The sequence below is a fragment of the Streptomyces rubradiris genome (genome assembly GCF_016860525.1).
GTDB lineage: Bacteria > Actinomycetota > Actinomycetes > Streptomycetales > Streptomycetaceae > Streptomyces > Streptomyces rubradiris.
In genome coordinates this window covers 38,443-63,181 of sequence record NZ_BNEA01000010.1, presented here as the reverse complement: position 1 = coordinate 63,181, position 24,739 = coordinate 38,443, and the positions used below count along the sequence as shown (strand labels likewise).

General features: G+C 69.8%; 26 protein-coding genes. 20 read left to right on the top strand and 6 right to left on the bottom strand.

All coding sequences use genetic code 11. The annotated features are described in order from the left end of the window. Nucleotides 1-67: 67 nt before the first annotated feature. On the bottom strand, nucleotides 68-937 hold the full coding sequence (locus tag Srubr_RS12775; RefSeq protein WP_189998255.1) for a phosphoadenosine phosphosulfate reductase family protein: 870 nt from the start codon (nucleotides 935-937) through the stop codon (nucleotides 68-70). A gap of 96 nt (nucleotides 938-1,033) precedes the next feature. Continuing rightward, nucleotides 1,034-1,846 (bottom strand): hypothetical protein, encoded by an 813-nt coding sequence (locus tag Srubr_RS12770; protein ID WP_189998254.1) that lies wholly within the window; start codon nucleotides 1,844-1,846, stop codon nucleotides 1,034-1,036. A gap of 763 nt (nucleotides 1,847-2,609) precedes the next feature. Between Srubr_RS12770 and Srubr_RS12765 the strand changes: the two genes are divergently transcribed. The 4 genes from Srubr_RS12765 to Srubr_RS12750 all read left to right on the top strand — a co-directional run bounded on the left by Srubr_RS12765 (nucleotide 2,610) and on the right by Srubr_RS12750 (nucleotide 4,599). Then, nucleotides 2,610-3,002, top strand: a complete 393-nt coding sequence (locus Srubr_RS12765) for a hypothetical protein (protein ID WP_189998253.1) — start codon at nucleotides 2,610-2,612, stop codon at nucleotides 3,000-3,002. A 30-nt stretch (nucleotides 3,003-3,032) separates the two neighbouring features. Continuing rightward, nucleotides 3,033-3,332, top strand: a complete 300-nt coding sequence (locus Srubr_RS12760; RefSeq protein WP_189998252.1) for a hypothetical protein — start codon at nucleotides 3,033-3,035, stop codon at nucleotides 3,330-3,332. Continuing rightward, nucleotides 3,329-3,601 (top strand): hypothetical protein, encoded by a 273-nt coding sequence (locus Srubr_RS12755; RefSeq protein WP_189998251.1) that lies wholly within the window; start codon nucleotides 3,329-3,331, stop codon nucleotides 3,599-3,601. Before Srubr_RS12760 ends, Srubr_RS12755 begins: the two co-directional genes overlap by 4 nt. A 491-nt stretch (nucleotides 3,602-4,092) precedes the next feature. After that, nucleotides 4,093-4,599, top strand: coding sequence for a hypothetical protein (locus Srubr_RS12750; RefSeq protein WP_229926923.1), 507 nt, complete (start codon nucleotides 4,093-4,095; stop codon nucleotides 4,597-4,599). A gap of 133 nt (nucleotides 4,600-4,732) precedes the next feature. Here the strand turns inward: Srubr_RS12750 and Srubr_RS12745 are convergent, their stop codons facing one another. Next, nucleotides 4,733-6,013, bottom strand: coding sequence for a hypothetical protein (locus Srubr_RS12745; protein ID WP_229926922.1), 1,281 nt, complete (start codon nucleotides 6,011-6,013; stop codon nucleotides 4,733-4,735). A gap of 156 nt (nucleotides 6,014-6,169) precedes the next feature. On the opposite strand from Srubr_RS12745, the gene Srubr_RS12740 reads away from it, so the two are divergent. After that, nucleotides 6,170-6,595, top strand: coding sequence for a hypothetical protein (locus Srubr_RS12740; protein ID WP_189998249.1), 426 nt, complete (start codon nucleotides 6,170-6,172; stop codon nucleotides 6,593-6,595). A 77-nt stretch (nucleotides 6,596-6,672) separates the two neighbouring features. On the opposite strand, the gene Srubr_RS12735 is transcribed toward Srubr_RS12740, so the two are convergent. Together Srubr_RS12735 and Srubr_RS12730 are read right to left on the bottom strand one after the other, a co-directional pair. Then, nucleotides 6,673-7,416, bottom strand: a complete 744-nt coding sequence (locus Srubr_RS12735) for an IclR family transcriptional regulator (protein ID WP_229926921.1) — start codon at nucleotides 7,414-7,416, stop codon at nucleotides 6,673-6,675. A 143-nt stretch (nucleotides 7,417-7,559) separates the two neighbouring features. Beyond that, nucleotides 7,560-8,507 (bottom strand): quinone oxidoreductase family protein, encoded by a 948-nt coding sequence (locus Srubr_RS12730; RefSeq protein WP_189998247.1) that lies wholly within the window; start codon nucleotides 8,505-8,507, stop codon nucleotides 7,560-7,562. Nucleotides 8,508-9,429: 922 nt separating this feature from the next. Between Srubr_RS12730 and Srubr_RS12725 the strand changes: the two genes are divergently transcribed. The 6 genes from Srubr_RS12725 (at nucleotide 9,430) to cutA (ending at nucleotide 14,718) form a co-directional block, all read left to right on the top strand. Next, complete coding sequence (locus Srubr_RS12725) at nucleotides 9,430-9,771, top strand: SH3 domain-containing protein (protein ID WP_189998246.1); 342 nt, start codon at nucleotides 9,430-9,432, stop codon at nucleotides 9,769-9,771. Between the two features lie 287 nt (nucleotides 9,772-10,058). Then, the gene (locus Srubr_RS12720; protein WP_189998245.1) at nucleotides 10,059-11,324 is read left to right on the top strand and encodes an MFS transporter; all 1,266 of its coding nucleotides are present in this window, start codon (nucleotides 10,059-10,061) and stop codon (nucleotides 11,322-11,324) included. A 117-nt stretch (nucleotides 11,325-11,441) separates the two neighbouring features. Next, complete coding sequence (locus tag Srubr_RS12715) at nucleotides 11,442-12,734, top strand: ATP-grasp domain-containing protein (protein WP_189998244.1); 1,293 nt, start codon at nucleotides 11,442-11,444, stop codon at nucleotides 12,732-12,734. A 33-nt stretch (nucleotides 12,735-12,767) separates the two neighbouring features. Beyond that, complete coding sequence (gene trpA, locus Srubr_RS12710) at nucleotides 12,768-13,598, top strand: tryptophan synthase subunit alpha (RefSeq protein ID WP_189998243.1); 831 nt, start codon at nucleotides 12,768-12,770, stop codon at nucleotides 13,596-13,598. A gap of 24 nt (nucleotides 13,599-13,622) precedes the next feature. Beyond that, on the top strand, nucleotides 13,623-14,174 hold the full coding sequence (locus Srubr_RS12705) for a hypothetical protein (protein WP_229926920.1): 552 nt from the start codon (nucleotides 13,623-13,625) through the stop codon (nucleotides 14,172-14,174). Between the two features lie 208 nt (nucleotides 14,175-14,382). Beyond that, on the top strand, nucleotides 14,383-14,718 hold the full coding sequence (cutA, locus tag Srubr_RS12700) for a divalent-cation tolerance protein CutA (protein ID WP_189998242.1): 336 nt from the start codon (nucleotides 14,383-14,385) through the stop codon (nucleotides 14,716-14,718). A gap of 4 nt (nucleotides 14,719-14,722) precedes the next feature. On the opposite strand, the gene Srubr_RS12695 is transcribed toward cutA, so the two are convergent. Further along, nucleotides 14,723-15,967 carry a helix-turn-helix domain-containing protein gene (locus tag Srubr_RS12695; protein WP_189998241.1) on the bottom strand — a complete coding sequence of 415 codons (1,245 nt, stop codon included), beginning with the start codon at nucleotides 15,965-15,967 and terminating at the stop codon, nucleotides 14,723-14,725. Between the two features lie 553 nt (nucleotides 15,968-16,520). Between Srubr_RS12695 and Srubr_RS12690 the strand changes: the two genes are divergently transcribed. The 9 genes from Srubr_RS12690 to Srubr_RS12650 all read left to right on the top strand — a co-directional run bounded on the left by Srubr_RS12690 (nucleotide 16,521) and on the right by Srubr_RS12650 (nucleotide 24,729). Continuing rightward, complete coding sequence (locus Srubr_RS12690; protein ID WP_203854995.1) at nucleotides 16,521-17,333, top strand: ATP-binding protein; 813 nt, start codon at nucleotides 16,521-16,523, stop codon at nucleotides 17,331-17,333. 967 nt (nucleotides 17,334-18,300) lie between these two features. Beyond that, nucleotides 18,301-19,665 (top strand): sensor histidine kinase, encoded by a 1,365-nt coding sequence (locus tag Srubr_RS12685; protein WP_229926930.1) that lies wholly within the window; start codon nucleotides 18,301-18,303, stop codon nucleotides 19,663-19,665. Nucleotides 19,666-19,728: 63 nt separating this feature from the next. Continuing rightward, nucleotides 19,729-20,229: a roadblock/LC7 domain-containing protein gene (locus Srubr_RS12680; protein WP_189998238.1), complete on the top strand. Its 501-nt coding sequence runs from the start codon at nucleotides 19,729-19,731 to the stop codon at nucleotides 20,227-20,229. After that, entirely contained in the window at nucleotides 20,226-20,654 is a 429-nt protein-coding gene (locus tag Srubr_RS12675; protein ID WP_189998237.1) for a DUF742 domain-containing protein, read from the top strand. Before Srubr_RS12680 ends, Srubr_RS12675 begins: the two co-directional genes overlap by 4 nt. 58 nt (nucleotides 20,655-20,712) lie before the next feature. Next, on the top strand, nucleotides 20,713-21,276 hold the full coding sequence (locus Srubr_RS12670) for a GTP-binding protein (protein WP_229926919.1): 564 nt from the start codon (nucleotides 20,713-20,715) through the stop codon (nucleotides 21,274-21,276). Continuing rightward, nucleotides 21,273-21,875 carry a GAF domain-containing protein gene (locus Srubr_RS12665; RefSeq protein WP_189998235.1) on the top strand — a complete coding sequence of 201 codons (603 nt, stop codon included), beginning with the start codon at nucleotides 21,273-21,275 and terminating at the stop codon, nucleotides 21,873-21,875. Before Srubr_RS12670 ends, Srubr_RS12665 begins: the two co-directional genes overlap by 4 nt. 77 nt (nucleotides 21,876-21,952) lie before the next feature. Further along, nucleotides 21,953-23,197, top strand: coding sequence for an acyl-CoA dehydrogenase family protein (locus Srubr_RS12660; protein WP_189998234.1), 1,245 nt, complete (start codon nucleotides 21,953-21,955; stop codon nucleotides 23,195-23,197). A gap of 183 nt (nucleotides 23,198-23,380) precedes the next feature. Then, nucleotides 23,381-23,965 carry a DUF6624 domain-containing protein gene (locus tag Srubr_RS12655; RefSeq protein ID WP_229926918.1) on the top strand — a complete coding sequence of 195 codons (585 nt, stop codon included), beginning with the start codon at nucleotides 23,381-23,383 and terminating at the stop codon, nucleotides 23,963-23,965. Beyond that, nucleotides 23,962-24,729 (top strand): hypothetical protein, encoded by a 768-nt coding sequence (locus Srubr_RS12650; RefSeq protein WP_229926917.1) that lies wholly within the window; start codon nucleotides 23,962-23,964, stop codon nucleotides 24,727-24,729. Before Srubr_RS12655 ends, Srubr_RS12650 begins: the two co-directional genes overlap by 4 nt. Nucleotides 24,730-24,739 lie beyond the last annotated feature (10 nt).

Sequence of the window (24,739 nt, the reverse complement as noted above, 5' to 3'; positions counted from 1 at the left end):
GTGTTTCGGTGGGGCGCCCTCCGGCAGGAGGAGCGGGATTCCCGCCCCGCTCCCCCCGCCGGTCGTGTCAGCTCCGGGCGCGCTCGATGATCTCCCGCAGGCTGATGGACTTCTTGAACTGGTGGCCCATCTCCCGCTCGGCCCTGGCGTACTCAGCGAACAGCTCCGGGTTGAGTTGGGCGGAGCGGACCAGGTCGTCGGTGTGCGCGAGCGGGCAGGCCCGGCAGCTCAGGCGCCGCATCCCATGGTCGTACGCCTCGTGGTGGGCGATACCGTTCTTCCGGTGGATCTCCCACACCTGCTCGGTGGTGAGCCGGTGAATCGGGAGCCACGTCGTCACCACTCGTAGCGTGCCCTTGCCACTCATGCGGTGCCGCTCGATCACGGGCTTGTTGGCGCGGGCCCGGGACTCCTCGGCGCGCATGCCCATCGCGTATCCGGCACGGATCGGGCGCCCCAGGTTCAGCTCGATGCCGGCCTCGTCCACGTAGTCCCGGCCGACCGCCGTCTTTCCGTCAGCGGTGCAGTAGCGAGCGAAGAACCCCGGCCAGTTGCCGTGCGAACGAATCCGCTCCCACAGTGACTTCCACCGCTTGCTGCGGCGGACGGCGAATCGGACGCCGTACTGCTCGGCATGCGCGCGGGCGACTTCGAGCGCGCCAGGCCACTCGACCAGGTGGCCCTGCTCAGTACGGCCGAGGTCGCAATGGAGCACGTGAACCTTGTGGAGCTGACCTGCCTTGTCGGCCTGGGTGCACACTTCGTGCACGAGAGCGCCGGAGTCCTTGCCACCGCTATCGCCAACGATCACGACGTCGTGGGCATCCCAGTCGAATTCAGTCGCAGGTGCGGTCGGCGCGGTGGCCGGCGCGGCGAACAGTTCCAGCTGCGCGGTGGCGCACCCGGTGCCGCACGGCGGGGTGAGGAGTTTCTTCACTACGGTCTTCTCCTGGTTGTGAGGTTTCTCGGTGTCGTTCGCGATCCCGGCCGGGGGAGCGGGATTCCCGCCCCGCTCCCCCGGCCGGACGGCCGGTCAGTCGCCGGTCCGGTCGGTCCGGGCGTAGTTGTGGAAGTCGTCGCTGACCGGGAACTCGGTCGGCTCGCTGACGGGCGCGCACACCCAGGTATCCACCGCGCCCGGTGTCTCCTGCCAGCCGCTCAGCCACCGGTGGATGTCGGGCTGGACCTCGAAGAGGCGGCCGTCCGCGTCCTCGGCGTAGAACTGCGAGTCGCCGCCGAACCCGTACTCGTCCGCGTAGTCCCAGACACAGACCAGGTACGGGCCGCCTTCTGCGTGGATGCGGCCGAAAACGGCCCGAATGTCGTCGGGGCCGTAGCCGTCTTCGAACCGGCCGTACAGGTCGGCGAGGTCGGCCAGCGGGCTGAGGAACGGCAGATCGTCCGGCGCGGCCTCCTCGCCGGATTCACCCTCAGCCGGGACGGGTGGCTGCTGGTCTCCAAACTCCCCGCCACGCTGGCGGTGGTACTGAAGGATGGCGGCGACCAGGGCCTTGGTGTCCTCGGCGAAGGTCATCTGTCGGCCCTCCGAGTCGTACACGAGGGTGGAACCGGCAGCGTGGTCCAGCTCGGCCCGCCAGCTCTCGTGGGCCCGGACCGGGTGGTTGACGCTGACGTCGTCGACCGTGCCGTTCTCGTCGGGCCGCGTGGTTCCGGTGAGCCGAATGGTTGAGCCGTCGGCGAGCGGGACGGCGACGTAATCGGCAGTCCTGCCACAGCTCAGCAGGCAGCGGACGCCCTTGGCCCGGAGTTGGGCGAGAGGGGCCGTCACCGCCCACTCCTGCGGGGAATGCACGGCGCCGCTCGGCGGGGTGAGTGGCTTGTTCACCACAGTCTTCTCCTGGTTGTGAGGTTTCTCGGTGTCATGCGCGGCCTGGGCTGGTGGAGCGGGATTCCCGCCCCACCAGCCCAGGCCGCCGCCGGTTCGTGTGGGCCCCGAAGGCCCGGCGTCTTCCGGGGATTCCCGCCCCCTTTCGACGTAACCAATAATCTCAAATTTTTGGGGTTAAGTCAACCCCAACTGACAGAAAAGCGCAGTTCAGAGGCCTTACGTCGCAGTTTTCGCGCGCCCCTCACGACCCTGCAAACGGACGCTCAACCACGACGATGCGGACAGGGCTGACCAGCTCGACGCTCCTGGCCGCACCGCGGCAGCAGCCGCTCCCCCTCAGCCTGGCCGGACGGCGCGGTCTGCTCACGCTCGCGCGTATGCGACAGCGGCAGTACGGCGTCCGGCTCAACGCCGGGGCGATAGACGGCACTCCGGATCACCGTCGGTCCCCCTCCCCGCCGGCCCCTGCTACGAGTACAACAGCGAAAGCCGCAGCCCGAACGACGGCCGGCCGCGTAAGCCCCGGCGCGATGCCGACCCACCGAACCGAAGGTTGCGCAGACCACGCCGAACTGCTACTCACAGACAGCTGTTTCGCCGCCGACGGCATGCTCATGTGGATCCGGCACCAGCAGTGCACCGGTGGCGGTGAGTTGGTCAAGCCCGGTAGGCACGCCGCCACATGCTCGTTCCCTATATAAAGGGGAGAAGAGGCTGGCCCGGCATCCGACCGGCATGCCTGACCGAGGAGTCCAGCACCGTGAACCTGCTGTCCGCTACCGCCGCGCCGGGTGTCGCCGAGCACGCCGAGGCCCTGGCTGATGCTGCTTGCGAGTTGCACGACGCCGCGCGCTCACCGGACAGTTGGAGTGAGGCCGCCGCCGAGGATGCGGTCGAGGCGATGGAGACGACCGCGCTCGCCCTGCGCGGCGTGCACCCGGCCGCCGCCGTGGCGACGGACGCCGTCTTCCAGGCCCTGGCCCGGCTCCGCCGTGACCTCGGCCTCCCGGCCGGCGACACCCGCGATGACCAGGACCAGGCCGTCACTCCGCCCAGCCCGATCCGCCGGCGCACCGCTCGCCGGGGTCTCGGCCCCGGATATCAGGGCGTCCGGATTCCTCAAGGCCGACCGCGCCCAGCGGTAGGCGAGTAGCGTCGAGAGCACAGCGACGAGGAGGTCACCGTGACCGCACAGCCCGACCACCAGGCCGACCGGCCTGTCCCGCCGATGCGCACGCTCGCCGAGCTGCGCGCTGCGCTCAGCGTCTGGGCATTCCCTGGCGACCGCCAGGAGTTCGAGGAGGAGTTGGACGGGCTTGCCCTGGATGACCTCACGGGGGTACGCAACCTCATCCAGGCGTACCGGCACCGGGTGATGCTGCGCTGCGACCCGCAGGGGATGGCAGCCCTGATGCGTGGCACTGAGGACGTCGCGTTCGAGCTGAGCCAGAAGATGGCCGAGCGGAACGGGACCGCCCAGTGAGCCACGCGTTCTACAGCGACGCCGCCGAGAAGATCCGCAGCGAGCTGACCCACTCCGAGCAGGCCGCCGTCGAGTCGGTCCGCCGCGCGCTGGAGGATGACCCCACCCCGGACCACGCCCGGGGCCTGCCGGATGCAGATCCGCACAGCGAGTCCTACGCCGTCGAGCTGCTGCCGGAGACAACCGGTGGTCGAGGGATCAGCGTCGTCTACCGGCACTCCCAGACGCTGGACGCCGTCCTGATCCTCTGGCTGATCGCGGGCCCCTGACGCCAGGGCGGCGGAACCGTGTCCTGGGAAGGGCTCCAGCGTCCACCATAGCGAACCCCGCCCGTGGGCTGGGTTCGCTATGGTGGACGCACTGCTCCCCGCCGATGCGGGGGTGACCCCGTTGTCGAGTTCTATCGGCTGGTTGGTCGAGCGTGGTCCCCGCCGATGCGGGGGTGTCTCCCGAGTCGGTAACGGCCGGGATGCGTCTTCCTGCTCCCCGCAGCTGCGGGGTTGGCCTTCTGCTTCTCAACGCAGGAGCGCGTGTTACTCCCCGCGCCTACGGGGGCGAGTCGAAGGGATGGAAGGTGCCTCGTACCTCTGTTAAGCCTCACCCTCTGGCCGAGTACGCGCAGCGTGTCGACGCCGAGAGGGTCTATACCTCTCGGCAGCTCGCTGAGCTGATGGAGCTGGCTCCCTCCAGTGTGTCCAGTATGGCCAGTTATGGCTGGTTTCCTGGCGGCCGTTTGACGCCCCACCGCCGCGGTGGCCGCGTGTACACCTGGACGGGCAAGCAGTTGCTGCGCTTGGCCGCGCGGCCCATCAAGGTGGAGTACGACCATGAGCGTTACGCGCCGTCGACGCTGTACCGGGTCGGCTGCCGGTGCCCGGTCTGCGTGCGGGCGCACAGCGCCGACAGCCGCGACCGGAACCATGCACTTGCCGAAAAAGCGTTCCCCCGGCAAGCGCGGGAGCGTCTGCTTGCGCTGGTCGCGGACGCTGTGCCCGTGGCAGAGGCCGCCGCGAAGGTCGGCGTGTCCTTGGGCTACGTCTACGGCCGGGCGATCTGGGACGCGGAATACGGCGAGGCCCTCGATGAGGCCGCGTGGTCGCTGTGCGTGCTGGGCGAGAGCGATCCAGCGTGCAGCACAGCCAGTGGCTACCGCGGCAGTCCGAAGGGGAAGTCTCTGCGTCCGGCCTGCCGAGGTACCGGGTGCAGGGAGTGGCGGCGGGAGCAGTCCCGGCTGGAGCGAACCCAGGCGACCGCAGTGGCCGCCTGAGCACCCCGCTGCTGTAGCGCGCGTTGACTCAGACTCAACTCCCGGGCTACCGGCCGCACCCGTCTTCCCGGTTTCGACCGTGCCTGTGCGGCCCTTCTCCCTGGGAGCGAGGCAGTCTCCCCGCCAGCTCGCCTCATGAACGTTCCAACGCATCCAACAGCAGCTTGGTGTAGCCGGCGGCCGCAAGGTCGTCGGCGTGAAGGCCGGCCTGCCGCAGCAGCCGGAGGGTAGCGGTGTGGTCGGACCGGGCCCATGCCATCCGGGTCGTCTCCTGTAGCGTGCGCCTGGCCCTCAGCACCTGTGGATCGCTCTCGTCACCGCTGGTGGCCTCGCGGGCCTGGTGGAAGGCGGTCACGGCCTCGGCCGTCTTGGCGAATGCCGTCGCTGTCTTCTTCTTCTCCGTCTCTTCGGGCGACAGCGGGTTCAGGACGACGGCTGGGGCCCACTTGGGAGTCCTGGTCCCGGCGCGGCGGTCGGTGCCGTATGCGGTGCGGCGTTCCTCGACGCCGCGTCGCAGTTGTTCGATCCCTTTGGGGAGTTGCCAGCCCGCTCCGCCGCGGTTGGTTACCTCGTCCTTGAGTTCCTGTACGCCGGCCCGGTAGCTGCTGATCAAGCCCCGCACCTGGAGCGGCATCCCGCGCTTGTAGGCGCCCTGGCCGTGGAACATCCGGTTGCCGTGCAGGACGACGAGCAGGGCGCTCTTGTCGCCTTCCAGGTCCTCGACCAGGCGGTCACGGACTCCGAGCCAGTTCGCCAGAGCGGCCTGGGTGGCGGAGGAGACGGGCCAGACCTCGGTGGTATGGACTTCGGAGGTGATCGCCTGAGGGTTGCGGGTGATCTTCACCCAGGAGAAGTCGGGGGCGAGCGAGGTGATGCCGAGGGAGCACAGTTCGCCGCTGCGGGCGGCTGTGTCCAGGACCAGGCCGATGACGACCAGGAGGCGGGCGCGGCCGGGTGCCGACGGCTTCTTGTCGACCTCACTCTGGAGTCGGTTGTGGAATTCGCTGCGGGCCCAGGCCGGCATGGTGGGCTTCGGGACCGGCTTCGGGTAGGAGACGGCTCCGCTGGGCACGCCGGCGGCTGCGGCGAGGCGGCGCAGGATGTTGGAGCGGCGTCGTTGGGAGGCGGTCACGCCCTTGGGCGGGGTGTCCAGTTCCTTGGCGCGCAGTTCGCCGTTGTCCGTCAGGTGGCACAGGGCGTTGGCGCCGGGGCCGAGCAGCTTTTCCAGCGACGCGCCGTACTGCTTGCGGAAGTCCTCTCGTTCCTTCAAGGCGCGCTGCAGGGTGCCCTCGACCCACCGGACGTGGCTGGCCACGCTCTTGGTCATGTCCGGATCGGCCAGCACTCTCTGAACCAGCTGGGAGAGCTGTTCGGCTGCCGGGCAGTTCTCTTCGTCGGCGACAGGTGAGGACAAGCCGGGACTTCCTTTCTAGGACTCATTATCCCCATGACACGTGTGATTGTGCCGCACCGGAACGGTCAGTGTCGGTCATCTTCCGCAGCCCGGTCTGCGCGGGCTCGCGGACCGGTTACGCTCGTCGGCAAGCAACCACGCCGAGGAGGCTCATCGTTGAAGGCACAGCTACCCGATGTCTACGTGTCCCGGCAGGCACGTGCCTTCCTAGAGGCGCTCCAGGAAGGCGACACGGACAAGGCCCGCCGGATCGAGGAGGAGCTGCTCGCGGAGGCGGCCAGCGGACCGGAGGATCGTGAGGCTCTGCGGGACGAGCTGCGTGGGGCAATTCTGTTCCGGGCCCATGTCGACGCCTCGGCGGCCGGCGACACGGAGACGGCAGCCCTGTTCAGGCACCTGTTCACCGAGATGTGTTCCGAGCGCGTGGTCAAGGCGACGCTCGCCGCTGCCCTGCTCACCTCGGGCCTCAAGATGGGACAGCTGCTGGCGAAGGACCACGACTTCCTTACCCGGCACATGGACGAGAACGGTGTCGGCGAGGAGTTCCGTGCGCTCGCCACGCGCATCAAGCGGGTTCCGTAGCACCTGCGCGGGCGTGCCGCCGACGGCATGCCGAAGGCCCCGCGGCATACGGTCGCGGGGCCTTCGGCATCTGCGTTTCAGGAGCCGCCGAGCTGGCTGAGCCGGGCGGCCGCGTTCAGGGTGGCGGTGATGTACTCCTGCGGTGCTTCGGGCATGACGTCCATCGGCTTGAGCATCAGCACGGCACCCCAGATCGTGTCGTCCCAGATGACCGGGGCAGCGATGCTGTTCCACCCCGCCATGCACTCCTGCCGGCCGAGGGCGTAGCCGAGGTCGCGGACCTCGGCGAGGGAGACAAGTAGCTCGTCGGGGTCCTTGATGACGCCCGGGCCGGCCTCGTCCGGTATCGGGCCGGTGGCCGTCTTCTTCTGGATCTCCTCCGGCAGGTAGGCAAGGATCGTCCGCCCCGAGGCGCCGGTGCGCAGGGAGCGGGTGACACGGAGAATGGCGCGATGCGTCATTCCCAGTTCCTCCAGGTCCGAGTCGCCCACTGCCATGTCGATGCACTGCCGGCCGGCCCCGCCGAACTGGGCCAGCATGTAGAGGAAGACCAGGCCGTTGCCGGTGGCGGTCCGCAGCTGCTCCAGCACCTGGTGGGCCTCGTCGTTGTCCGAGAGGTTGTCGGCGGCCAGGGCGTGGAGGCCGAGTTCGGCGACCGTGCTGCCGAGCTGGTACTTGCCGCGGTCGACGCGGACGAAGGTCTTGTTGTAGGTGCCGACGGTCAGGATCCGGCCCGTGGTGGAGTCGTCGAGACCGGCCTCGGCGGCGATTTCCGATAGCCGATGCGCGCCGGGCCCGAGCGTGACGAATGCTTTCTGCACTCGGAAGAGTCGTTCAGCGACGCTGGTCCCGGTTCCGCTCATCGTCCATACCCACCCTTGCTCGTGCCCGCGCCTCCCTTTCAGCGGCGCGGGGTTGCGCGACCGACTGCGCCGGCCGCGCACGTTACGTAAGGCTCAGGTTACTACTTGGTGGTATCGAGACAGAACTTGCCCGTTCCGGTCCGGCTCTGCAGCGCGTGGTGCGCTTTGGCGGCGTCGGCCAGCGGGAAGGTGCCGCCGCTGATCACCTTGATCCTTCCGCTGGCGACGCAGCTGAACAGGGTCTTCATGGACGCTGTCAGGGGGAGCGTGCGATCGGTGTACATGTGCGGGAGCCAGAAGCCGCCGACAGTGATGGACTTCTGGAGCAGCGTGTGCACGGGGATGTCGGCGAGCTGTCCGCTGGCGAAGCCGTATACGGCGAGGCGGCCTCGCGGGCGGATCGCCGCCAGTGTCTGGTGCAGGGTCTGGCCGCCGGTCATCTCCAGCGCTGCGTCGACCGGGCCGCCTGCCGCTTCGAGGATGCGTTCGGTCAGCCCGTCCTCGTCGGAGGAGTCGACTGCGGCGACGGCGCCCAGGTCCAGGGCGAGCCGGCGCTTCTCCTCGGTACTGGCGAGGGCGATGGCCCTGGCACCCTGCTGCTCGGCGAGTTGGACAGCCAGGGAGCCGACACCGCCGGCCGCGGCGGGGATGACCACCGTCTGTCCCCTCGTAACCTGGGCCACGGTGAGCAGCAAGTGGTAGGCGCTGTTGCCTTGGAGGGCGAGCGGCACGGCCTGCTCGTCGGTGACGTCGTCCGGGATCTCCCATTGCAGGCTGCGGCGGACGGCGACCCGCTCCGCGTAGCCTCCGCCCTGGGTCAGGGCCACCACCCGTCTGCCCCCCGCTGTGCCGACGACTTCGTTGCCGGGGATGTACGGCAGCTCAACCGGCGCAAGGTATGTATTGCCGCGAACATGGACATCTGCATAGTTAACGCCTGCGAGGCGCACGGATAGGACGGTTTCCGTGCGCCTCGGTTCGGGCTCGGGAACGTCTTCCAACTGCAATGCCTCGGGGCCGCCGAACTCTCTGATGACGATGGCGCGCACGGTACTCCTAGCGACGGGGTCCGGTGTGTACCCACTACAGGCTAGGGCATCAACTACCCCCGATGACCTGCCCACTTGCGCATCGGGCATTTCTCACTGGCTGAGAAAAGGGTGGGCGCCCTTTTCTCAGCCAGTGAGAAATGCGCGGGGGCCAAATTTCTCACTGTGCGAGAAATGAATATGGCGGTTGCAATTGCCCTTTCAACCAGTCATAGTGATGCCGCCTCGCCTGCCAGGCAGTTTCCACCGTCGGGGCTGCTACGGGGGTCGGCAGTCGGCGAGGCCGTGAGCGAACTCGCCGACTCGGCAACTCAGCCGGGACCGGCCCGGCCAAGTTGCCGGGCGACGGCGAACGCTCCAGGAGGCGTACGGGGACGGGTGGAGGACACCATGAACGATCAGGTGCCGCAGTGGGCTTCGGATTCAGCGAAGGCCATCGGACTGCCCGCTCCCCCGCGCCTCTGGGCTCCCTGACACGGAGCCACCGCCCCGTGCTCATCAAGCCGGCCACGCGATAGGGGCCGGCCGGGCACAGGGCACATGTGATCCTCGGCCAGAGCGTTTCACCATCACCGGTCGGTCACGTCGCGGCGCGCGATCCCCCTGTTGGCGCAGGGGAAAGCCGACCGCCGCACGCGCCTCGGGACGCGAGTCGCGCGGGACCGTTGACAACTCCATACAGACACGGTGGCCGTCCCCCTGTTGGCGCAGGGAAACGGCCACCGTGAACAGCGCACCACCAGAAGATCGAACCCACATCCGAAAGCTGGGGTGCTCCAGCGGCGTCTTGCACACGCCGCGCGGACAGGATAGACCCGCGCCTGCTTCGGCAGGAAACCGGCTGGTTGCCCTGTGCCGGAGCTTCCAGCACCTCGTACAGGAGGCTGCTGTGCCCGTACTCCGTCGTCGTCTCTCTCGGCGCATGAAGCAGACCGCCGCCGTCTCGGCGGCCACCCTCACCCTCGCCGGCGGGGCCTTCGCCCTCGCGCCCAGTGCCTCGGCCGTGGGCACCTCCGCCTGCACCGACGGCCAGTCGTTCATCAACTTCCCCTTCCGGGGCCACCTGAACACCGGCTCCGTGAACCTGCGCACCAGCCCGAGCACCAAGTCCTCCTCCAAGGGCCTGCTGGCCAGGAAGACGAGCGTCGACATCCTGTGCTGGAAGGGCAAGGTGCCCACCAGCTGGGACTACGTCAAGGTGGCCTCCGGCACCCACAAGGGCACCTACGGCTGGGTCTACGACAAGTACGTGGACTGGAAGTAGGCGCGGCCGCTCCGCTGCCGCCACGCGAGCCCCGAGGCCCGCTCTCCGGCGGGCCTACCGCTCGCATCGCTGACACCCGGCCGGGACGGTTCCCCTCCGGTCGGCCGGGCCCGGCCGAGTCCCGAGCCGTGCCTCCGGCTCCGCACCCGTGCGCCACCTCCGCGCCGGGTCCTCGGCCCCGCGGGGTGCCGTCCCCACCCGGCGGCACCCCGAATGGCTCGTCCACGCCTGCTTCCAGAGCCCCGGTGCCGGACCCCGTCAGACGCCGTCCCTGCACAAGGAGTGCCGTGCCCGCGACCGTGCCTGTTCAACAACCAGCTGCCGCACCGGCCACACGCTCAGCCAACCGCCAGAGCCACACACGCATCTGGGTCCTTGTCGTCGGGGCCGGCGCGGTCCGCGCGGCCGGGTTCAGTTACCCCTTCCTCCCCTACCGGCTCTCCGACCTCGGCTTCTCCACCACGGGCATCAGCGGGGTACTCGCGCTGTACGGCCTGGGATGGCTCGCCGGTCAGATCCTGTGGGGCCGTCTGGCCGATGCTCTCGGCCGCCGCACCACTTTGATCAGCGCCATGACCGTTGCCGCCGTGACGCTGCCCCTGCTGGCCCAGGCCACCAACACGCTCGTCGTTGGGGCCGCGGCCATCATCGCCGGAGTCGTCTACGACGCACCACGGCCGGTCATCTCCGCCGCCGTGGCGGACGAGATACCCGATGAGTCCGCCCGCGCCAGCATCACAGGTTGGCGCCACTTCGCGGTAAACGTCGGCGCGGCGGTCACGGGCGCCGCCGGTGGTCTGCTCGCGGACCGTACGGGGCTGCCGTTCCTCTTCTGGATCAACGCCCTGGCGTGCGCGGCCTTCGCGGTGATCGTCACGTACTGCGTCAGGCCCGACCAACCGCCCGCCGCGACAACGCACACCGGGCCCGCACGCCATCGGCTGGCCAAGGACGCCCGGCTGTGGCTGCTCTGGCTGGCCAGCGTCCTCGCCTTCGTCCCGATCGCCGGGCTGTTCAGCGTCATGCCGCTGCTCATGGACCGTCAGAGGCTTCCCGCGAGCGCCTACGGATGGACGCAGGCGGCCAGCGCGGCCGCTGTTCTGCTGCTGTCGCTGCCGCTGAACCGCTGGCTCGCCCGCAAGGCCAAGAAGACCTCGATGGTGGGGATCCTCGCGGCCAGCTCCCTGATCCTGGGCGCCGGGATCGGCTCGGCGGGCCTGGCCTCCACCACGCCGCAGTACGCCGCCGCGGCGGCTGCGGCCGTGCCGGGCGAGATCGCGGCCTTCGTCGCGGCCACAGCCATCATCGACCGCATCGCCCCGCCCCACGCCCGCGGCCTGTACGCCGGCATCTGGGGCACGACGCTCGCCACCGCCATCATGTGCGCCCCCGAGCTGGCCGGCTGGTCACTCACACAGGGCGGCCCCCGTCTTGTCGGCCTGACCACGCTCGCCTGCGGCCTCGCCGGCGCCACCGTATGCATGCCGCTGGGCCTGCTCCTGCGCCGGAGACCCGGCACCGCTGCGGGCCCGGACCGCGAGGCCCCGGTCTGACCCCGCCTGCCAGGCCCTCACAGCCGGAGCGGTCTGCACGGCCTCGGCATGAGGAACCGTGCCGGGCTGCGGCTTCGCCTTTCTCCTCCGCTTTCTCCCCGCCTCTTGGAGCACATCGTGCAGCAGGTCCCCGTCGCGGCAACCGCCGTCTCCAGCCGTCCTCTTCTGCTCCTTGGCATCGGCGTCCGTGCCTACCGAGAACACCTCCTTCAGCGCATAGCGGCCCGGCACCCCGTCGTACTCGCCGACAACAGGGTGTGCCCGGCCTGGGCGGCTCCCTACCTCCATGACCAGCTCGTGACGGATCTCGCTGACGCGGAGAGCGTCGCGGCCGCAGTCAAGCGGTTCGCAGCCCAGTCTCCCCTGAGCGGGGTGGTGACGTACCTGGAGAACCACGTAGAACTCGCCGCCCAGCTCGCCGCCCAGCTCGGCCTGCCGGGCAGTTCACCGGCTGCGGTAGCGGCCTGCCGGGACAAGGCGCAGACCCGGCAGCGCTTCACCGCCGAGAACGTGCCCTCGGCCCTCGCGCACGCCGTCGACGACGAGGATGCAGCCGTGCAGTGTGCGCGCGGGATCGGGTATCCGGTCGTCGTCAAGCCCCGGGGGATGGCCGGCAGCGCGGGAGTGCTGCGGGCCGACGCCGACGCCGAAGTACGCCGGGCCTACCGGCGGGCCACTCGGGAAACGTTGCCGGGCCTGGATGGCTACGCCGTGCCCGGGGTGCTGGTGGAGGAGTACCTGGCCGGTCCGGAGATCAGCGCGGAGACGGTCGTCCTCGGCGGCAGTAAGGTGCGGATCGTCGCGGTCACCCGCAAGCGCCTGGGCGCGGAGCCGCGCTTTGTGGAGACGGGGCATTCAGTGGACGCCCGCGACCCGCTCCTGACGGACGCCGCGGTGACCGAGGCCGTCACCCGGGCCGTGCGCGCGCTGGGCATCGAGCGCGGCGTGCTCCACGTCGAGCTGCGGCTGACCGAGCGCGGTCCGGTCTTGATCGAGGTCAACGCCCGGCCTGGCGGCGACCTCATCCCCCTGCTGGTGCTGCGGGCCACCGGCATCGACCTTGCCCAGGCAACGGCGGCGCTCGCCGCAGGCGCCGTGCCCGACCTGACCCCGAACCGCCGTCAGGCGGCCGCCATCCAGTTCCTCTACCCGGCCTTCAGCGGTGAGGTGACCCGCCTTGGCGCCCCGTCGGCGCTGCTGGCCGAGCCGTGGCTGGAGCGGCTGGTGTGGACGCGTCGTCCCGGCGACCAGGTCCTGGCGCCGCCGAACGCCTCGATCTCCGACCGGCTGGCGCACTGGGTGGTGACGGGCGCCGACGCGGCCGAGTGCGACCAGCGGCTGGTCCAGGTCCTGATGCAGGTCGACGCGCGCACCGATGCACCCGTGCACACCACCAGCTGCACCCGCTGAGTGACACCCCTCTTCGTCCTGGAGCCTCCTGCCGTGTCCGTCACCTCCTCCCGGCCTGCCTCACGTCTCGACCAGATCCTCACCCTCAGCCGAGCCCAAAAGCGGGCCGCCCTCGGCCTGTACCTCCCGGTCGGCTACCCCACGCTCTCGGCCAGCCTGGATGCCCTGCACCTGATGGGCCAGGCCGCCGACATCCTGGAAATCGGCATTCCGTACACCCGGCCCTTCCTCGACGGCCCGGTCATCCAGCAGGCCACCGCCGAGGCCCTGGCCAACGGGTTCCAGATGGGCGATGTCTTCATGGCCGCCGCCGAGCTGACCGCCTCAACGTCGGCCGCGCTGGCGGTGATGTCCTACTGGACGCCGATCGAACAGTACGGACCGCGCGCGTTCGCCGAGGAACTCGCCACTGCGGGCGGAGCGGCTGTTCTCGTCCCCGACCTGCCCGAGACCGCGGCCGCCGGCTGGCAGGAGGCAACGCGCGCGGCGGGCCTGCGCACCATCACGCTCATTCCGCCACACGCCTCCACCGCCCAGCTCGCCGCCATCGGTGCCAGCACCACGGGCATGGCCTACGCGCCCGCAACGCCTGGCCTGACCGGAGACCAGAGCCCGCTCAGCCCGTACCTGCCGCGCCTGGTCCACCGGCTGCGCACCGCGACCCGTCTGCCGGTCGCGGTCGGGATCGGGATCAGCACGCCGGCCCAGGCCGAGCACGTCTCCGGTTTCGCCGACGCCGTGGTGGTCGGCTCCGCCGTGATCCGCCGCATGCAGGCCCTGCCCGAGACTCCCGTCACCGCCGCCGCAGCAGCCGCCCGCGACTTCGCCGACGGAGTGCAGCGCGCCCGCCGTACCGCCGGGTGAACCCACCGCTTTGAAGGACACCGCATGACACCCTCTGCACTGCCGGACCCCGGCCTCCCGGGCGACGAGGAGTTCACGCCCGTCTACCACCCACCGGCCTGGTACGTCCACAACCCGTCACCGCCCGATCCCGCCTACCAGCCGCCCGCCTGGACAACCCCCGCCGTGCAGCCGGCCGCGACCGCACCCAGTTGCACGGTGTGCGGAGTGACACCCGCCGCCCCCGTCACCGTCCGCGCCCACCAGGGATTCATCGTCGTGATGCGCTGGCAGCGGGTGACCGGTCCGCTGTGCGGCCTCTGCGGCATCGCCCTGGTACGGGAGATGAGTACCAAGACCCTGTGGCAGGGCTGGTGGGGCATTGGCTCCCTGACCATCGGCGCCCCGTTCGCGCTCCTGGCCAACCTGCGCGCCTACCGAAAGCTGCGGCGGCTCCAGCCCGCCGTCCCCCTGCACGGCACACGTCAGGTCCCCCTGGGCAGGCCCGTCCTGCACCGACCACTCGCGTACGTCGCACTCGTCCCACTGATCTGGGCAATCGTCATGCTCACGTACGCGATCACGTCAACCTCCTGAATCAGAGCAGACCACGCCTGCGGTTCGGCGGCCCCGAACGCGGGGCCGTCTGCTCCCTGAATTCCCGGCCCTTCGAAGTGACGTCTGCCCAGCGTCATTGCCTTGGGATGCCTGGCCAACCATGCACCGGTCCACCGCCCGTGCCGGAAACCCGCAGGGCACTGAGTAGTGTCAACGTCGCGGTTCCCCGACCTGAAAGGGCAGTTGCATGGCCAGCGACATCCTGATTGCGCAGACGACCATCGACAACGAGGAACAGGCCAAAGCCCTCGCCCGCGGTGCGGTCGAGAGCCGGTTGGCGGCCTGCGCTCACATCGACCAACCGTTCACCGCGACGTACTGGTGGAAGGGCACCATCGAGACGGCACAGGAGTGGAGGATCTCGTACAAGACGACGATGGAGCGACTCCCGGAGCTGGCGGCCTGGGTCGCAGAGCATCACAGCTACGAGGTACCGGAATGGATCACCCTTCCGGTGACCGGTGGCTCCGAGGCGTACCTGAAGTGGGTGGTCGACGAGACCTCGCGGCAGGCTGCCGAGTAACAGTTCACGCAGCGAATCGCTGTAGGTGTCGGGCGAGTTCCCGCTCCCTGGCCGGAAGCTGAACCGCAACGGCCTGAGCGCGAGCTCGCCCCATCGTCGTGGGGCGAGCGTCACTCGCCGCCGCGAACTGGCGGGCGACGTAGACGCCCTGTTCAAGATCTCCCCCTCGCAACAGTGCATTCGCCAGGTCGCCCAGCACGACGACGCCTGATTCAGGTAGTTGCCTACCCAGCCGGTCTACAGCCCGGTCTGCTGTTTCGGCCAGCTCCTGCCGACCGAGTTGTCCATACACAGACAACGCCAGGGAATCCATTCGGTACGGGGTGACGAAGCGGACCCACGCCTGCTCGGCCGTGTAGTCGGCGAAGTCGTACGCGAAGCGGGCCCGGTCCAGGGCACGAAGAGCATTCGTGTGATCGCCGGCACTCGCCGCCTCTTCCGCGAGCCTGCCGTAGAGCCAGGCAGCGGCAGCCGCATTGCCCGGACCTCGAACGTCCTTAGTGGCTTGGATCAACAACTCCGCGGCCCTCTCAGGGGTCGCCGCCCCGTAGCTGGCGTACCCCAGCGCGAGGGCTCGCAGGGGTGGGTGGCCGATGTGCCTGGCGCAGTCCATGGTGACCTCGTAGTAGGCCTGTGCCCTGGGGTGATCCCCCAGATCCCACGCGACCCATCCGGCCAAGGCTGCCGTTTCGCCGGCCGCAATCGTCAGAGCCCGCTCGTGTTCACCGGCTAGCGGCAGAACGTTCGTGATCGCTTCCAGATGCGACTCAACTTCGCTCTGTAGTTCGAGGGCGGTCAGGTGACCCTCGCGTACATGCAGGTCGCAGGCGCGACGGATGAGGTTGTCGACTGCTTCGGAGTCGATCTGCTTGCCTCTGGTAAGGGCGTGCGCGAGGCGTTCCCACGGTTCTGTGGCGGCGACTGCGCCAACGGCGGCGCCTCCAAGCAGCGTGCGGCGTTTCACGTCGTCCTGGTCCTCCCCTTCAGGCCGGGCGCCTTTCCTGCGCCTGGCTCGGGCTGCGGCGGCCTCCCGCTGCAGGTATTCCGGGGGTAAGCCGCAGGCCACCGCAATGTGCGCAAGCGTGTGGTTTGTCGGAATGTTGTGGCCGTGCTCGTAGCGGTTGATCTCTCGCCGGGTCATGGTCTCTCGACCTGAGACCGCGTTGATCGCGTCTGCCTGCTCCTCCTGAGTACGCCCGGTCTTCCTACGAAGCCGGACTAGGAGCTCAGCGAACTGGTCCGTTGCCATTGAGTGTGACCTCGTCGTCGGGTGGAAACCAATCATGACGGCAACTTCCCCCCTGTGTTTCCCCCTTGACAGGATTTTCCCCCGCTGATTTCCCCTGGCAGAGAAGTCAGACTGCCGAAACAGTGGCCCCATGACCACGATCCGTAAGGTCCTCGTCGCAGCGGACCCACTGCTGATACGGAAGGCTCCGGATGCCCACGCCAGTCCGGTGATGGGACACCTCCGCAGACAGCATCCGGGCGGCGGGGCGCGAGCGCGTAGCCGGCGCTGCCGCCGTCCGGGAACCTGCGACGGGACACTTGTCCCGCCGCGTACCAAGCTCGCCCGGACGCGACCCAGTTGATGGCGCCTCTGCGGGAAGCTCTCCGGGTCGTGACCGGCAGCAGCGTCACCGCCCCAGGCGACCAGAGCCGAAAGACCCCACCTCGCCTGTAAGCCCCCCTGGCGGCCCTTCGCTGGAGCTACCCGTGCCTTGGTCTTGCTTCATCTTCTCCGCTTCACCCGGCCCGTCCCTTTGATGACGGAAAGACGGATTCCTGTGAACGCTCAACGATTGCTGTCCGAACGCGCTGTCGCGTACGTGTGCGCGGACCCCAGCACGGTTACGGCCGCCCCGCTGAGGCTGGACCAGCTGGTGGCGGATGCCACGCGGCAGGGACACACCGTGCACACGCGTGTCTGTGACCCCGACCCGGTGACCGCGCCCTTGCACGAGCGGCGCGGCTGGGCCACGGTCGTCGGCACGGTCGAGGCCGGCCTGGCCGACGCGGTGATCGTCCGTTCGATGTCGGACCTGGCTGTCGAACAGTGCGACCGGATCCCGATACTGGGATGGCTGGAGACGGCGGGCGCCCGGCTGGTCACGCTGGGGACCTCGTTCCCGGACGCCTCCTGGGCCGCCCTGAGGGACGGCACGCCGTGCGACGGCCAGGTTCTGGCAGCCAGCAGCCGCGTCGTACAGCAGGTTCAGGACTACGCCGCTGTCCGGTCCAGCGTCCGACTGGGCCGGGGCCTGGTCGAGAAGTGCCTGGCGATGTGGGGCTGGGCGGCGGACACATCCGTGGTGGACGATGTCTGCCTGCTCACCGACGAATTGCTGGCCAACGCCATCCTGCACGGCTGCCGCAACCCGGCGGACACGATCACCATGAGGGTCGAGTGCGATGCGGACCGCGTGCAGGTCTCCGTCAGTGATCCCTCCAGCTCCATGCCGCGGCCCTGCAGCCCGGCTGTCGACAGCGAGTCCGGCCGCGGTCTCCGTCTCATCGCAGAGGTCGCCGAGCAGTGGGGAGTCACCCCCCACGCGGACGCTGGAAAGAGCGTCTGGTTCGCCGTGAGCCTGCCTGGAAGGACATCGTCCTCGTGAAAGCCTCCGCCCAGCCCCTCGACACCACCGCGCCGCTGATGCAGCACAGCGGGCCAACGTCCCGCAGGCGCGCGCAACTTCGGCGCATCTTCACCTACCGGAGTTCCGCCTTGTCCCTGTTACTGACTCACCGCTTCGGGCACTCTCCGACGGCGCCGGCCAGCGTTCTGCGCGTCCGCCGTGTACGTCGGGCGCCGATCGCCCAGCGAGATCGCACCGTGGCAGCGGCCGAGACGGTCACCTTGGTACTCGACGACCACGTGCCGCTGCCCGAGACCTACGCCGATGTCGAGACTCTCGCCGCCCTGCTGCAGGGTCACATCAGCCAGCTCGCTCCGGCCCTGCCTGCCTGCCGGGCACCCTGTGGCCACGCTCGCGCGCGAACTCAGCTCAGCCGCACTCCCGGACGGGTACGTGGCCAGCCGTGCTCACCTGGTGAGCCTGGCCGAGGCCACGCGCAACCTCATCGAGGCTGTGTGCCGAGTCAATCCGGTCGGATCGTCTCCCACTCGGCTCCCCGTGGGGCCCAGCCGCAACACGGTGCGCCTGCTGGTGTTCGCCGTGGCCTTGGCCACGTTGATTCTCGCCGCATCGGTCCCGCGCCCATGAGGAGCCGTCGTCACCGCCCGGGGTGGCTGACGTGACCGTCGCGGGCCTCGTTGTGACCGCTGTGATCGTCGGCGCCATGGCCGCTCTGATGCTCATCGCGAGCCGGCAGGCCGGAGGTCCGGCGGGCCGACGGGCCGCTCGGGACGACGGGCCGTCGGCCGAGCCACCAGCAGGCAGTGAGCCCACCGCCTGCTGTCCAATCCCTGCCTCCCATCGCTATCAGCCTTTTCCCCTTTGACCGTTGAGGATTGTCATGTCGCACAGCGCGCCCCCCGCTCGCTCGGACAGGCCGCGCGGCCGTAGACGACGGCCCGCTCCGACCGACAGGAGCGTTCTTCGCCGGATACGTCGCGCCGTGATGGTGCCGCTGCTGCTCCTGGCGGTGCTCGTTGTCGCTGGCCTCGTGGTCTGGCGCACGAACATCTGGCCGCATTCCCTGGTGTTGGCCGGGGTGGGGTGTGGGCTGGCCGCTGTCGCGTTCATCGCGGTCCGGGAGGTACGTACGGCGGTGGGCGTGGTGGACGGTGCGGTGCTCAAGGCCCGGGAGGAGGACCTGAGGCGGCTCGGGGATGCGGTAGCGGCAGTGGAGACGACGTTGTCGTGGGCGGCCGATGAGCTCTGCCGCGGCGTCCGCCCGCCGCTCCCGGCCGTGCCTGAGGCGCTGCCGGACGGACCGACCGCCGCTGTCGAGGCCGTGCTGCGCAAACTGCAGCGCCTGATTGTTGAGGCGTTGCTGCGGGTGAACGACGAGTCCGGGTCGGTCGTGCTGCTCGATGTCCTGCGCGCGCTGGCCAAGCGCGAGCATGCCCTGGTCACGCGGACCTTGGCAGCGGTCTCCGATCTGGGCATGGCGACGGACGATCCGGATCTGCTGTCGTACATCTGGAAGATCGATCACCTGGCGACCCGGCTGCGTCGGCAGGTGGAGAGCACGGCCGTGCTGGGCGGACGGTCGCTGCGTGACAGCCGCCAGCCGCTGAACGTGGAGACGGTGCTGCGTGGGGCGGCTTCCGAGGTGGTGCAGTACGCGCGTGTCTCGCATGTCGCGGGCTCTCTGGGGGCGGAACTCGGCCTTCCCGGGCATGTGGCTCTCAATTTGATGCATCTGGTTGCCGAGTTGATCGAGAACTCCTGCGAGAATTCCGATCCGGCCACGAAGGTGGTCGTGCGGGCGCAGCGGGTCGCGGCCGGTCTGGCGGTCGAGGTGGAAGACCGCGGCGTGGGAATGCGACCGGAGGTCCGTGACCGGATGAACCAGTTGCTGGCCGCGCCCGATGAGGCGGACGTCAGCGGTCAGGTCCGCGCGGGGCAGATCGGTCTGCTGGTGGCCGCGAAGATCGCGCAGCGGCACGAGTGCTCCGTCATGCTGCAGACGAACGCCACCGGTGGCACCACGGCACTCGTCGTCGTGCCGGCCCGGCTCCTGGTGCGGATGCCGCCGGCGCACAAGCCGACGCCCCCGCAGCACCGGCCGCACCCGGTGGACGCATCGTCGCAGACGTCCACGGTGCAGGCGGCTGCCCGCGCGGTCGAGGGCGAGCAGCCCCGGCCGGGCGGTGAATCGCAGCTTCCCCGGCGTCGCCGCGCTCATGGGGCTCTGCGAGCCCCTGGCGGGCAGCGGCCGGCCCCGACGGCTGGGGCGACCCCCACGCTGGCGGCCGCCTTCCTCGACGGCAGCCGGCGAGGCGGCCTCCCCGAGCGGCCCGAGCCCGAGCAGCCCTGACGCACTCCATCGGTGCGCCAGGTCCCCAACTCCCACCAATCCCTGTTTTTGGAGCGATTCGCTATGAGCATCACCCCTGACGCGGGAAACACCGGCCGCGGCGCAGTCGAGAGTGTGCCGGAGAAAATGGCCTGGCTGCTGGAGCAGTTCGCCGAGGACGTACCGGGTGTGACGCACGCGGTGCTGCTGTCGCGTGATGGCCTGCGGCTGCTGGACAGCGGCGTCGACAAGGACTGGGCGGACCAGCTGGCCGCCGCGGTCTGCGGGATGGCGTCCATCGCGGACAACGTGAAAGGCCCGTCCGACGACAAGCGGCCGGCCCGGCAGATCCTGATCGAGCGGGACGACTGCCTGATCCTCGTGCAGAACGCCGGTGGCAGCCGCGCGTTCGACAACCACCCCAGCGCCGTCCACGGGGTGGTGGACACCGTCCTGGCCGTCGTCACCACGCCGGACGCCAACAACGTCGGCCCCGTCGCGTTCGAGATGAGCCGCCTGATCGCCAAGTTCGGCGACTTCATGGAGGTCCCGGTGCGGACGGCCGCGAGCGATGTAGCCCCGTGACCGGCCCCGAAACCAGCGACGAGCGGCCGGAAAACACCGGCGAGCAGTCGGAGTTCGTCCGCACCTACACCCTGACGGGCGGGCGGACCAGGGCGCGGCATCTGCTGAGTGTGGACACTGTGCTGCAGGGCGGTCCGGGCAGGCCCGGGCCCGGTCTGCCGCCGGAGTGCCAGGAGATTGTCGCGCTGTGCCGGGAGCACCAGCGGTCGGTGGCGGAGCTGGCGGGCTGGCTCGGCCGGCCCGTCACCGCCGTGAAGGTCCTCGTCTCCGACCTCCTGGACGCGGACGCGCTCACCCTGCCTATTTCCACCGCCTTCACCACCGAGGAAGGCAAGTCCAGGGCCAGCACGCAGTTGCTGGTCGCCGCCATGGCCGGTCTTCGAAAGGCATTTCCCGATGCGGTCTCCTACCGCCAAGCCGGCTGATCTGGCGACGCCGTCCGGCCGGTGGACGGCGCCCCAGCAGCTGGCCACTGTCAAGATTGTGATCGCCGGAGGTTTCGGTGTCGGCAAGACCACCGCGGTGGGGGCCGTCAGCGAGATCACACCCCTGCGGACCGAGGAGTACCTGACCGAGTCCAGCGTCCCGGTGGACAGTCTGGACGGTGTCGAGGCCAAGACCACCACGACGGTGGCCTTCGACTTCGGCAGGCTCACCCTCCCCGACGCCCCCGTACCCCTGGAGCTGTACCTCTTCGGCGCGCCCGGGCAGGAGCGCTTCCTCGGGCTGTGGCATGACCTCGCCCGCGGGGCGATCGGCGCCGTCGTCCTGGTCGACACACGCCGCCTGGAGAGCAGCTTCGACGCGATCAGCTTCTTCGAGGACAACGATCTGCCGTTCATCGTCGCCAACAACGTCTTCGACGGCGCTGCCCGCTTCCATCCCGAGCAGATCCGCGCCGCGCTGGACCTTGACCCGCACGTGCCCGTACTGACCTGCGACGCACGCAATCCCGACCACGTGGCCGGCGCCCTGATCACCCTCGTCCAGCACGCCCTTTCCAGCACCGCACCCCGCCCGTTCACCACCTTCCAGGACGCCCGATGAACCTGCCGCCCCTGCCGGCCCGCCAGCCGGACTCCCCCACCCTCCCGCTGCACGCCCGCAGCCCGCACAACACCGCCGTCAGCCTGTCCCCCGTCGCGCAGGCCACCGAACTGGCCCAGCGCTCCCGGGTGATCGACCGCCTCGGATTACCCACCGAGGCCCACCCGGCATTCGACGAGATCGCACGCCAGCTGTCGGAGCGGACCGGCTTCCTGTACGGCATCGTCAACGTGATCCTCGAGCGGCAGAACCTCGTCGGTCTGCACCAGCCCCCTCCCGGCAGCGGTTACGTCATCCTCGGCCGCACCATGGAGCTCGATCACGGCTGGTGCCCGGAGGTCATGAACCGCCGCAAAGCCCTTCCCCTGCCCGATGTCTACGCAAGCCCGCGCTTCGCCAGCAACCCCGTCGTCGACGCCGCCGGTATCCGCGCCTACTTCGGGGTCCCGCTCATCACCGACGACGGCACCTGCATCGGCACCGCCTGCGTCATAGACCCGGAAAAGCGCCCCCAGAAGGACGCCCGCCGCACGCAGAACACGGTGAAGGAACTCGCCCGCGAGATCCTCGCCCTCCCCGCCGGCAGCTCCGGCCGCTGACCCGCCCCTCCTTTCGCCACCCCCCGCTCCGCAATGCCCCAGCCAGAAGACGTCCATCCAGGCAGAGGGAGACGAGCATGTCCACCACCCCGCCACCACCAGCACTCCAGCCCTACCTCACCGCCCGCCACACAGCGCTGTGGCAGGAGGCCGACTCCGTCGCCGCCGAGCACATCGCCCCGCGCGTGGCCCGCATGGAGGCAGCACCCCGCAACGTGGAACACCACGTTGCCGGGCATCTCGCGAAGCGTGGCTGGTTCGGGGTGACGATCCCCCAGGAGTTCGGCGGCATGGGCGCCGGGCACGTCGCCAAGACGATCCTGATCCACCGGACCGCCGTCGTCTCGGCCGCCGCCGCAGCCATCCTCCAGGCCACACTCATCCCCGTCGGCGCGCTGCTGAACTGGGCCACCGACACCCAGAAAAAGCGCTGGCTGCCCCAGGTCGCCGACGGGACGCTGCTGCTGACGATCGCCACCACCGAGCCGGCCGCCGGCGGCCACATCGGCGGGATCGAGACCACCGCCGACCGCCGCGGTGACGAGTGGGTTATCAGCGGCAGCAAGGCCCACATCGGCAACTCCCACCTGGCCCGGGCCCACCTCGTCATCGCCCGCACCGCAGGGCCGGGCGTGCCCCCCTCACAGGCGCTGACTGCGTTCCTGGTCGAAGGAGACCGCAAGGGCCTCAGGGTGGGTGGTCACAAGCCCGGGCTGGGGATGCACGGCTTCTCCGCCGGCCACATCGGCCTCGACCAGGTCCGAGTCCCGGACGACAACCGGATCGGCGAGATCGGCCAGGGGCTCGCCGTCGCCCAGAGCAGCAGCATCCTCTACGGCCGCGCCAACCTGGCGGCGGTCAGTCTGGGCGTGCACGAGGCAGTCGTGGAGACCACCACCTCCTACCTGAAGCGCCGCCCCCGCTATGGTGGTTCCCTGTCCGACCAGCCGGTGGTGCGCGACCGCATCGGTGAGATGGAGTCCCGGCTGCGAGCCTCCCGCACCCTGGTCTACCAGGCCGTCCACCTCCGCGACCTCGGCCTGTCCTGCGACGCGGAACTGATCAACGCCAAGTACCGCGGCCACGCCTACGCGGTCCGCTCCGTCCAGGACGCCATGGAACTGCACGGCGCACACAGCCTGAGCGCCGACTACCTCCAGCGGCTGTGGCGCGACATCCAGTACACCTACCCGCCCGCCGGCACCGGCGAAGTACAGCGCATCCAGCTCGCCCACACCGCCTTGAGCGAGGACCACATCCAGTGGTCCGAACGCCTCCCCGTCGAACCGGCCTGGACGACGGCCACCTTGACCCCGGCGTAAAACCCACACGTCCGCGCACCGCTGCCAGACCCAGCCGCCAGGCTCCCGCCCTTTCCGGGGAGCCGGCGGCACCAGATCCCTCCCCTGCCCACCACCGACGCTGAACGAGAGAGACCCACCGTGGAACACCGTACGGCGGACATGTCGCCCGCAGGCCTGCTCCAGGCCGGTGCGGAGCCTTGCGTGAGCGAGCCGCCGCTGCGACCGCACCTTGCCCGGGACCTGATCGCCGCCGCCGAGCAGGCGAGCACGCACTGGTCGCGGCGTATCCGTCACCAGCTGGCGGACATCGACGTCGGCCAGGCCCGTCACGCCGATCACGCCAACGCCAAGGTGCTGGGGCGGATCCTGGCCGAGCACGGCTGGCCCGGGCACCGGCTCGTGGGCCGCAAGGGCTGCCGCGCCGCCTGGCAACTCGCCCTCCACGCCGACGACGACCCCACCGTGCAGCGCGCCGCCGCCCGCCTCCTGCACCGTGCCGTCCAGGACGATGACGCGCCGGCCGTGCAGTGGGCACACCTCCACGACCGGGTCCTGATCAGCACCGGCCAGCCGCAGGAGTACGGCACCCAGTACCTGCTCACCGCCGACACCGTGGAGCGGTATCCCGTGCGGGAACCAGACGGCCTCGACACCCGGCGCTCACGCCTCGGACTCCCGCCCGCCGCCGACGCGTTCACCGCACTGCGCCGGCGCCTCGCGCTCGCAGCCGCCCACCCCGACACCGGTGACACCGTCGTTCTCACCCCCCTGGCGAGTGCAGCATGACACCTCAACCCAGCGGTGCCGTCTGCTCCCCCCACAGCACCGGCACGCACGCCCGGCCGGAGCGAACCAGCACCACCTTCCCACCCGCCCCACCTCCCGTATACGGCCTGGCTGTCCCCGCCACCCCCGCCCCCGCTCCCGCGGCCGATGAGGCGCGGGCGGAGCGCAGGCTCTACATCGCCCCATACAACGACGAGGCGCCGTGCGATGTCGAGGTGGCCTTCGACGTCGCCGGCCGGGTGTGTTACGTCGACGAACGGCCCAGTGACCGGTGTATCGACGGCTGGCTGTGGGAGCGGTGGGAGGGGTCCCAGACCGGCGGCCAGCTGTGGGCCGGCCACCACCCCGGCCGGCAGCCGGACGTCATGCGACACCCTCCACGGTGCGGCGGCTGCGCGGGGAAGGCACACCGGGACAAGCACGGGATGCTGTGGCTGCTGCACGCCACCGCGCAGACACCGCGGACATGGCCCTGCGACATCACCACCGTGACCCCTCCGATGTGCCTGGACGACGCACGCTGGGCGCTGCACAACTGCCGCGCCGACGGCGGGTTCATCGCCGTGCGGACGCGAAACGTCGAAATCATCGGGGTGCGGGGCACCGTGTACTCGCCCAACCAGCCGCCGCAGGCCGACACGCTGGTCCTCTTCCATGACAGCCGGATGAATCAGGTGGTGGCGAACCGGCTGGTGATCCGGCTGCACGACGCCGTGCTGGATGAGACCACCCTGCCCCTGCTCAGCGCCGGCGGGCCGCTCTGACACACGCCTT

What these genes read in the sequence shown, in the direction of transcription:
- Srubr_RS12680 (WP_189998238.1), top strand. Translation starts at nt 19,729, where the DNA reads ATGAGCATCACCCCTGACGCGGGAAACACCGGCCGCGGCGCAGTCGAG.
- Srubr_RS12685 (WP_229926930.1), top strand. Translation starts at nt 18,301, where the DNA reads ATGGTGCCGCTGCTGCTCCTGGCGGTGCTCGTTGTCGCTGGCCTCGTG.
- Srubr_RS12665 (WP_189998235.1), top strand. Translation starts at nt 21,273, where the DNA reads ATGAACCTGCCGCCCCTGCCGGCCCGCCAGCCGGACTCCCCCACCCTC.
- Srubr_RS12725 (WP_189998246.1), top strand. Translation starts at nt 9,430, where the DNA reads ATGAAGCAGACCGCCGCCGTCTCGGCGGCCACCCTCACCCTCGCCGGC.
- Srubr_RS12695 (WP_189998241.1), bottom strand. Translation starts at nt 15,967, where the DNA reads ATGGCAACGGACCAGTTCGCTGAGCTCCTAGTCCGGCTTCGTAGGAAG.
- Srubr_RS12660 (WP_189998234.1), top strand. Translation starts at nt 21,953, where the DNA reads ATGTCCACCACCCCGCCACCACCAGCACTCCAGCCCTACCTCACCGCC.
- Srubr_RS12650 (WP_229926917.1), top strand. Translation starts at nt 23,962, where the DNA reads ATGACACCTCAACCCAGCGGTGCCGTCTGCTCCCCCCACAGCACCGGC.
- Srubr_RS12705 (WP_229926920.1), top strand. Translation starts at nt 13,623, where the DNA reads ATGACACCCTCTGCACTGCCGGACCCCGGCCTCCCGGGCGACGAGGAG.
- cutA (WP_189998242.1), top strand. Translation starts at nt 14,383, where the DNA reads ATGGCCAGCGACATCCTGATTGCGCAGACGACCATCGACAACGAGGAA.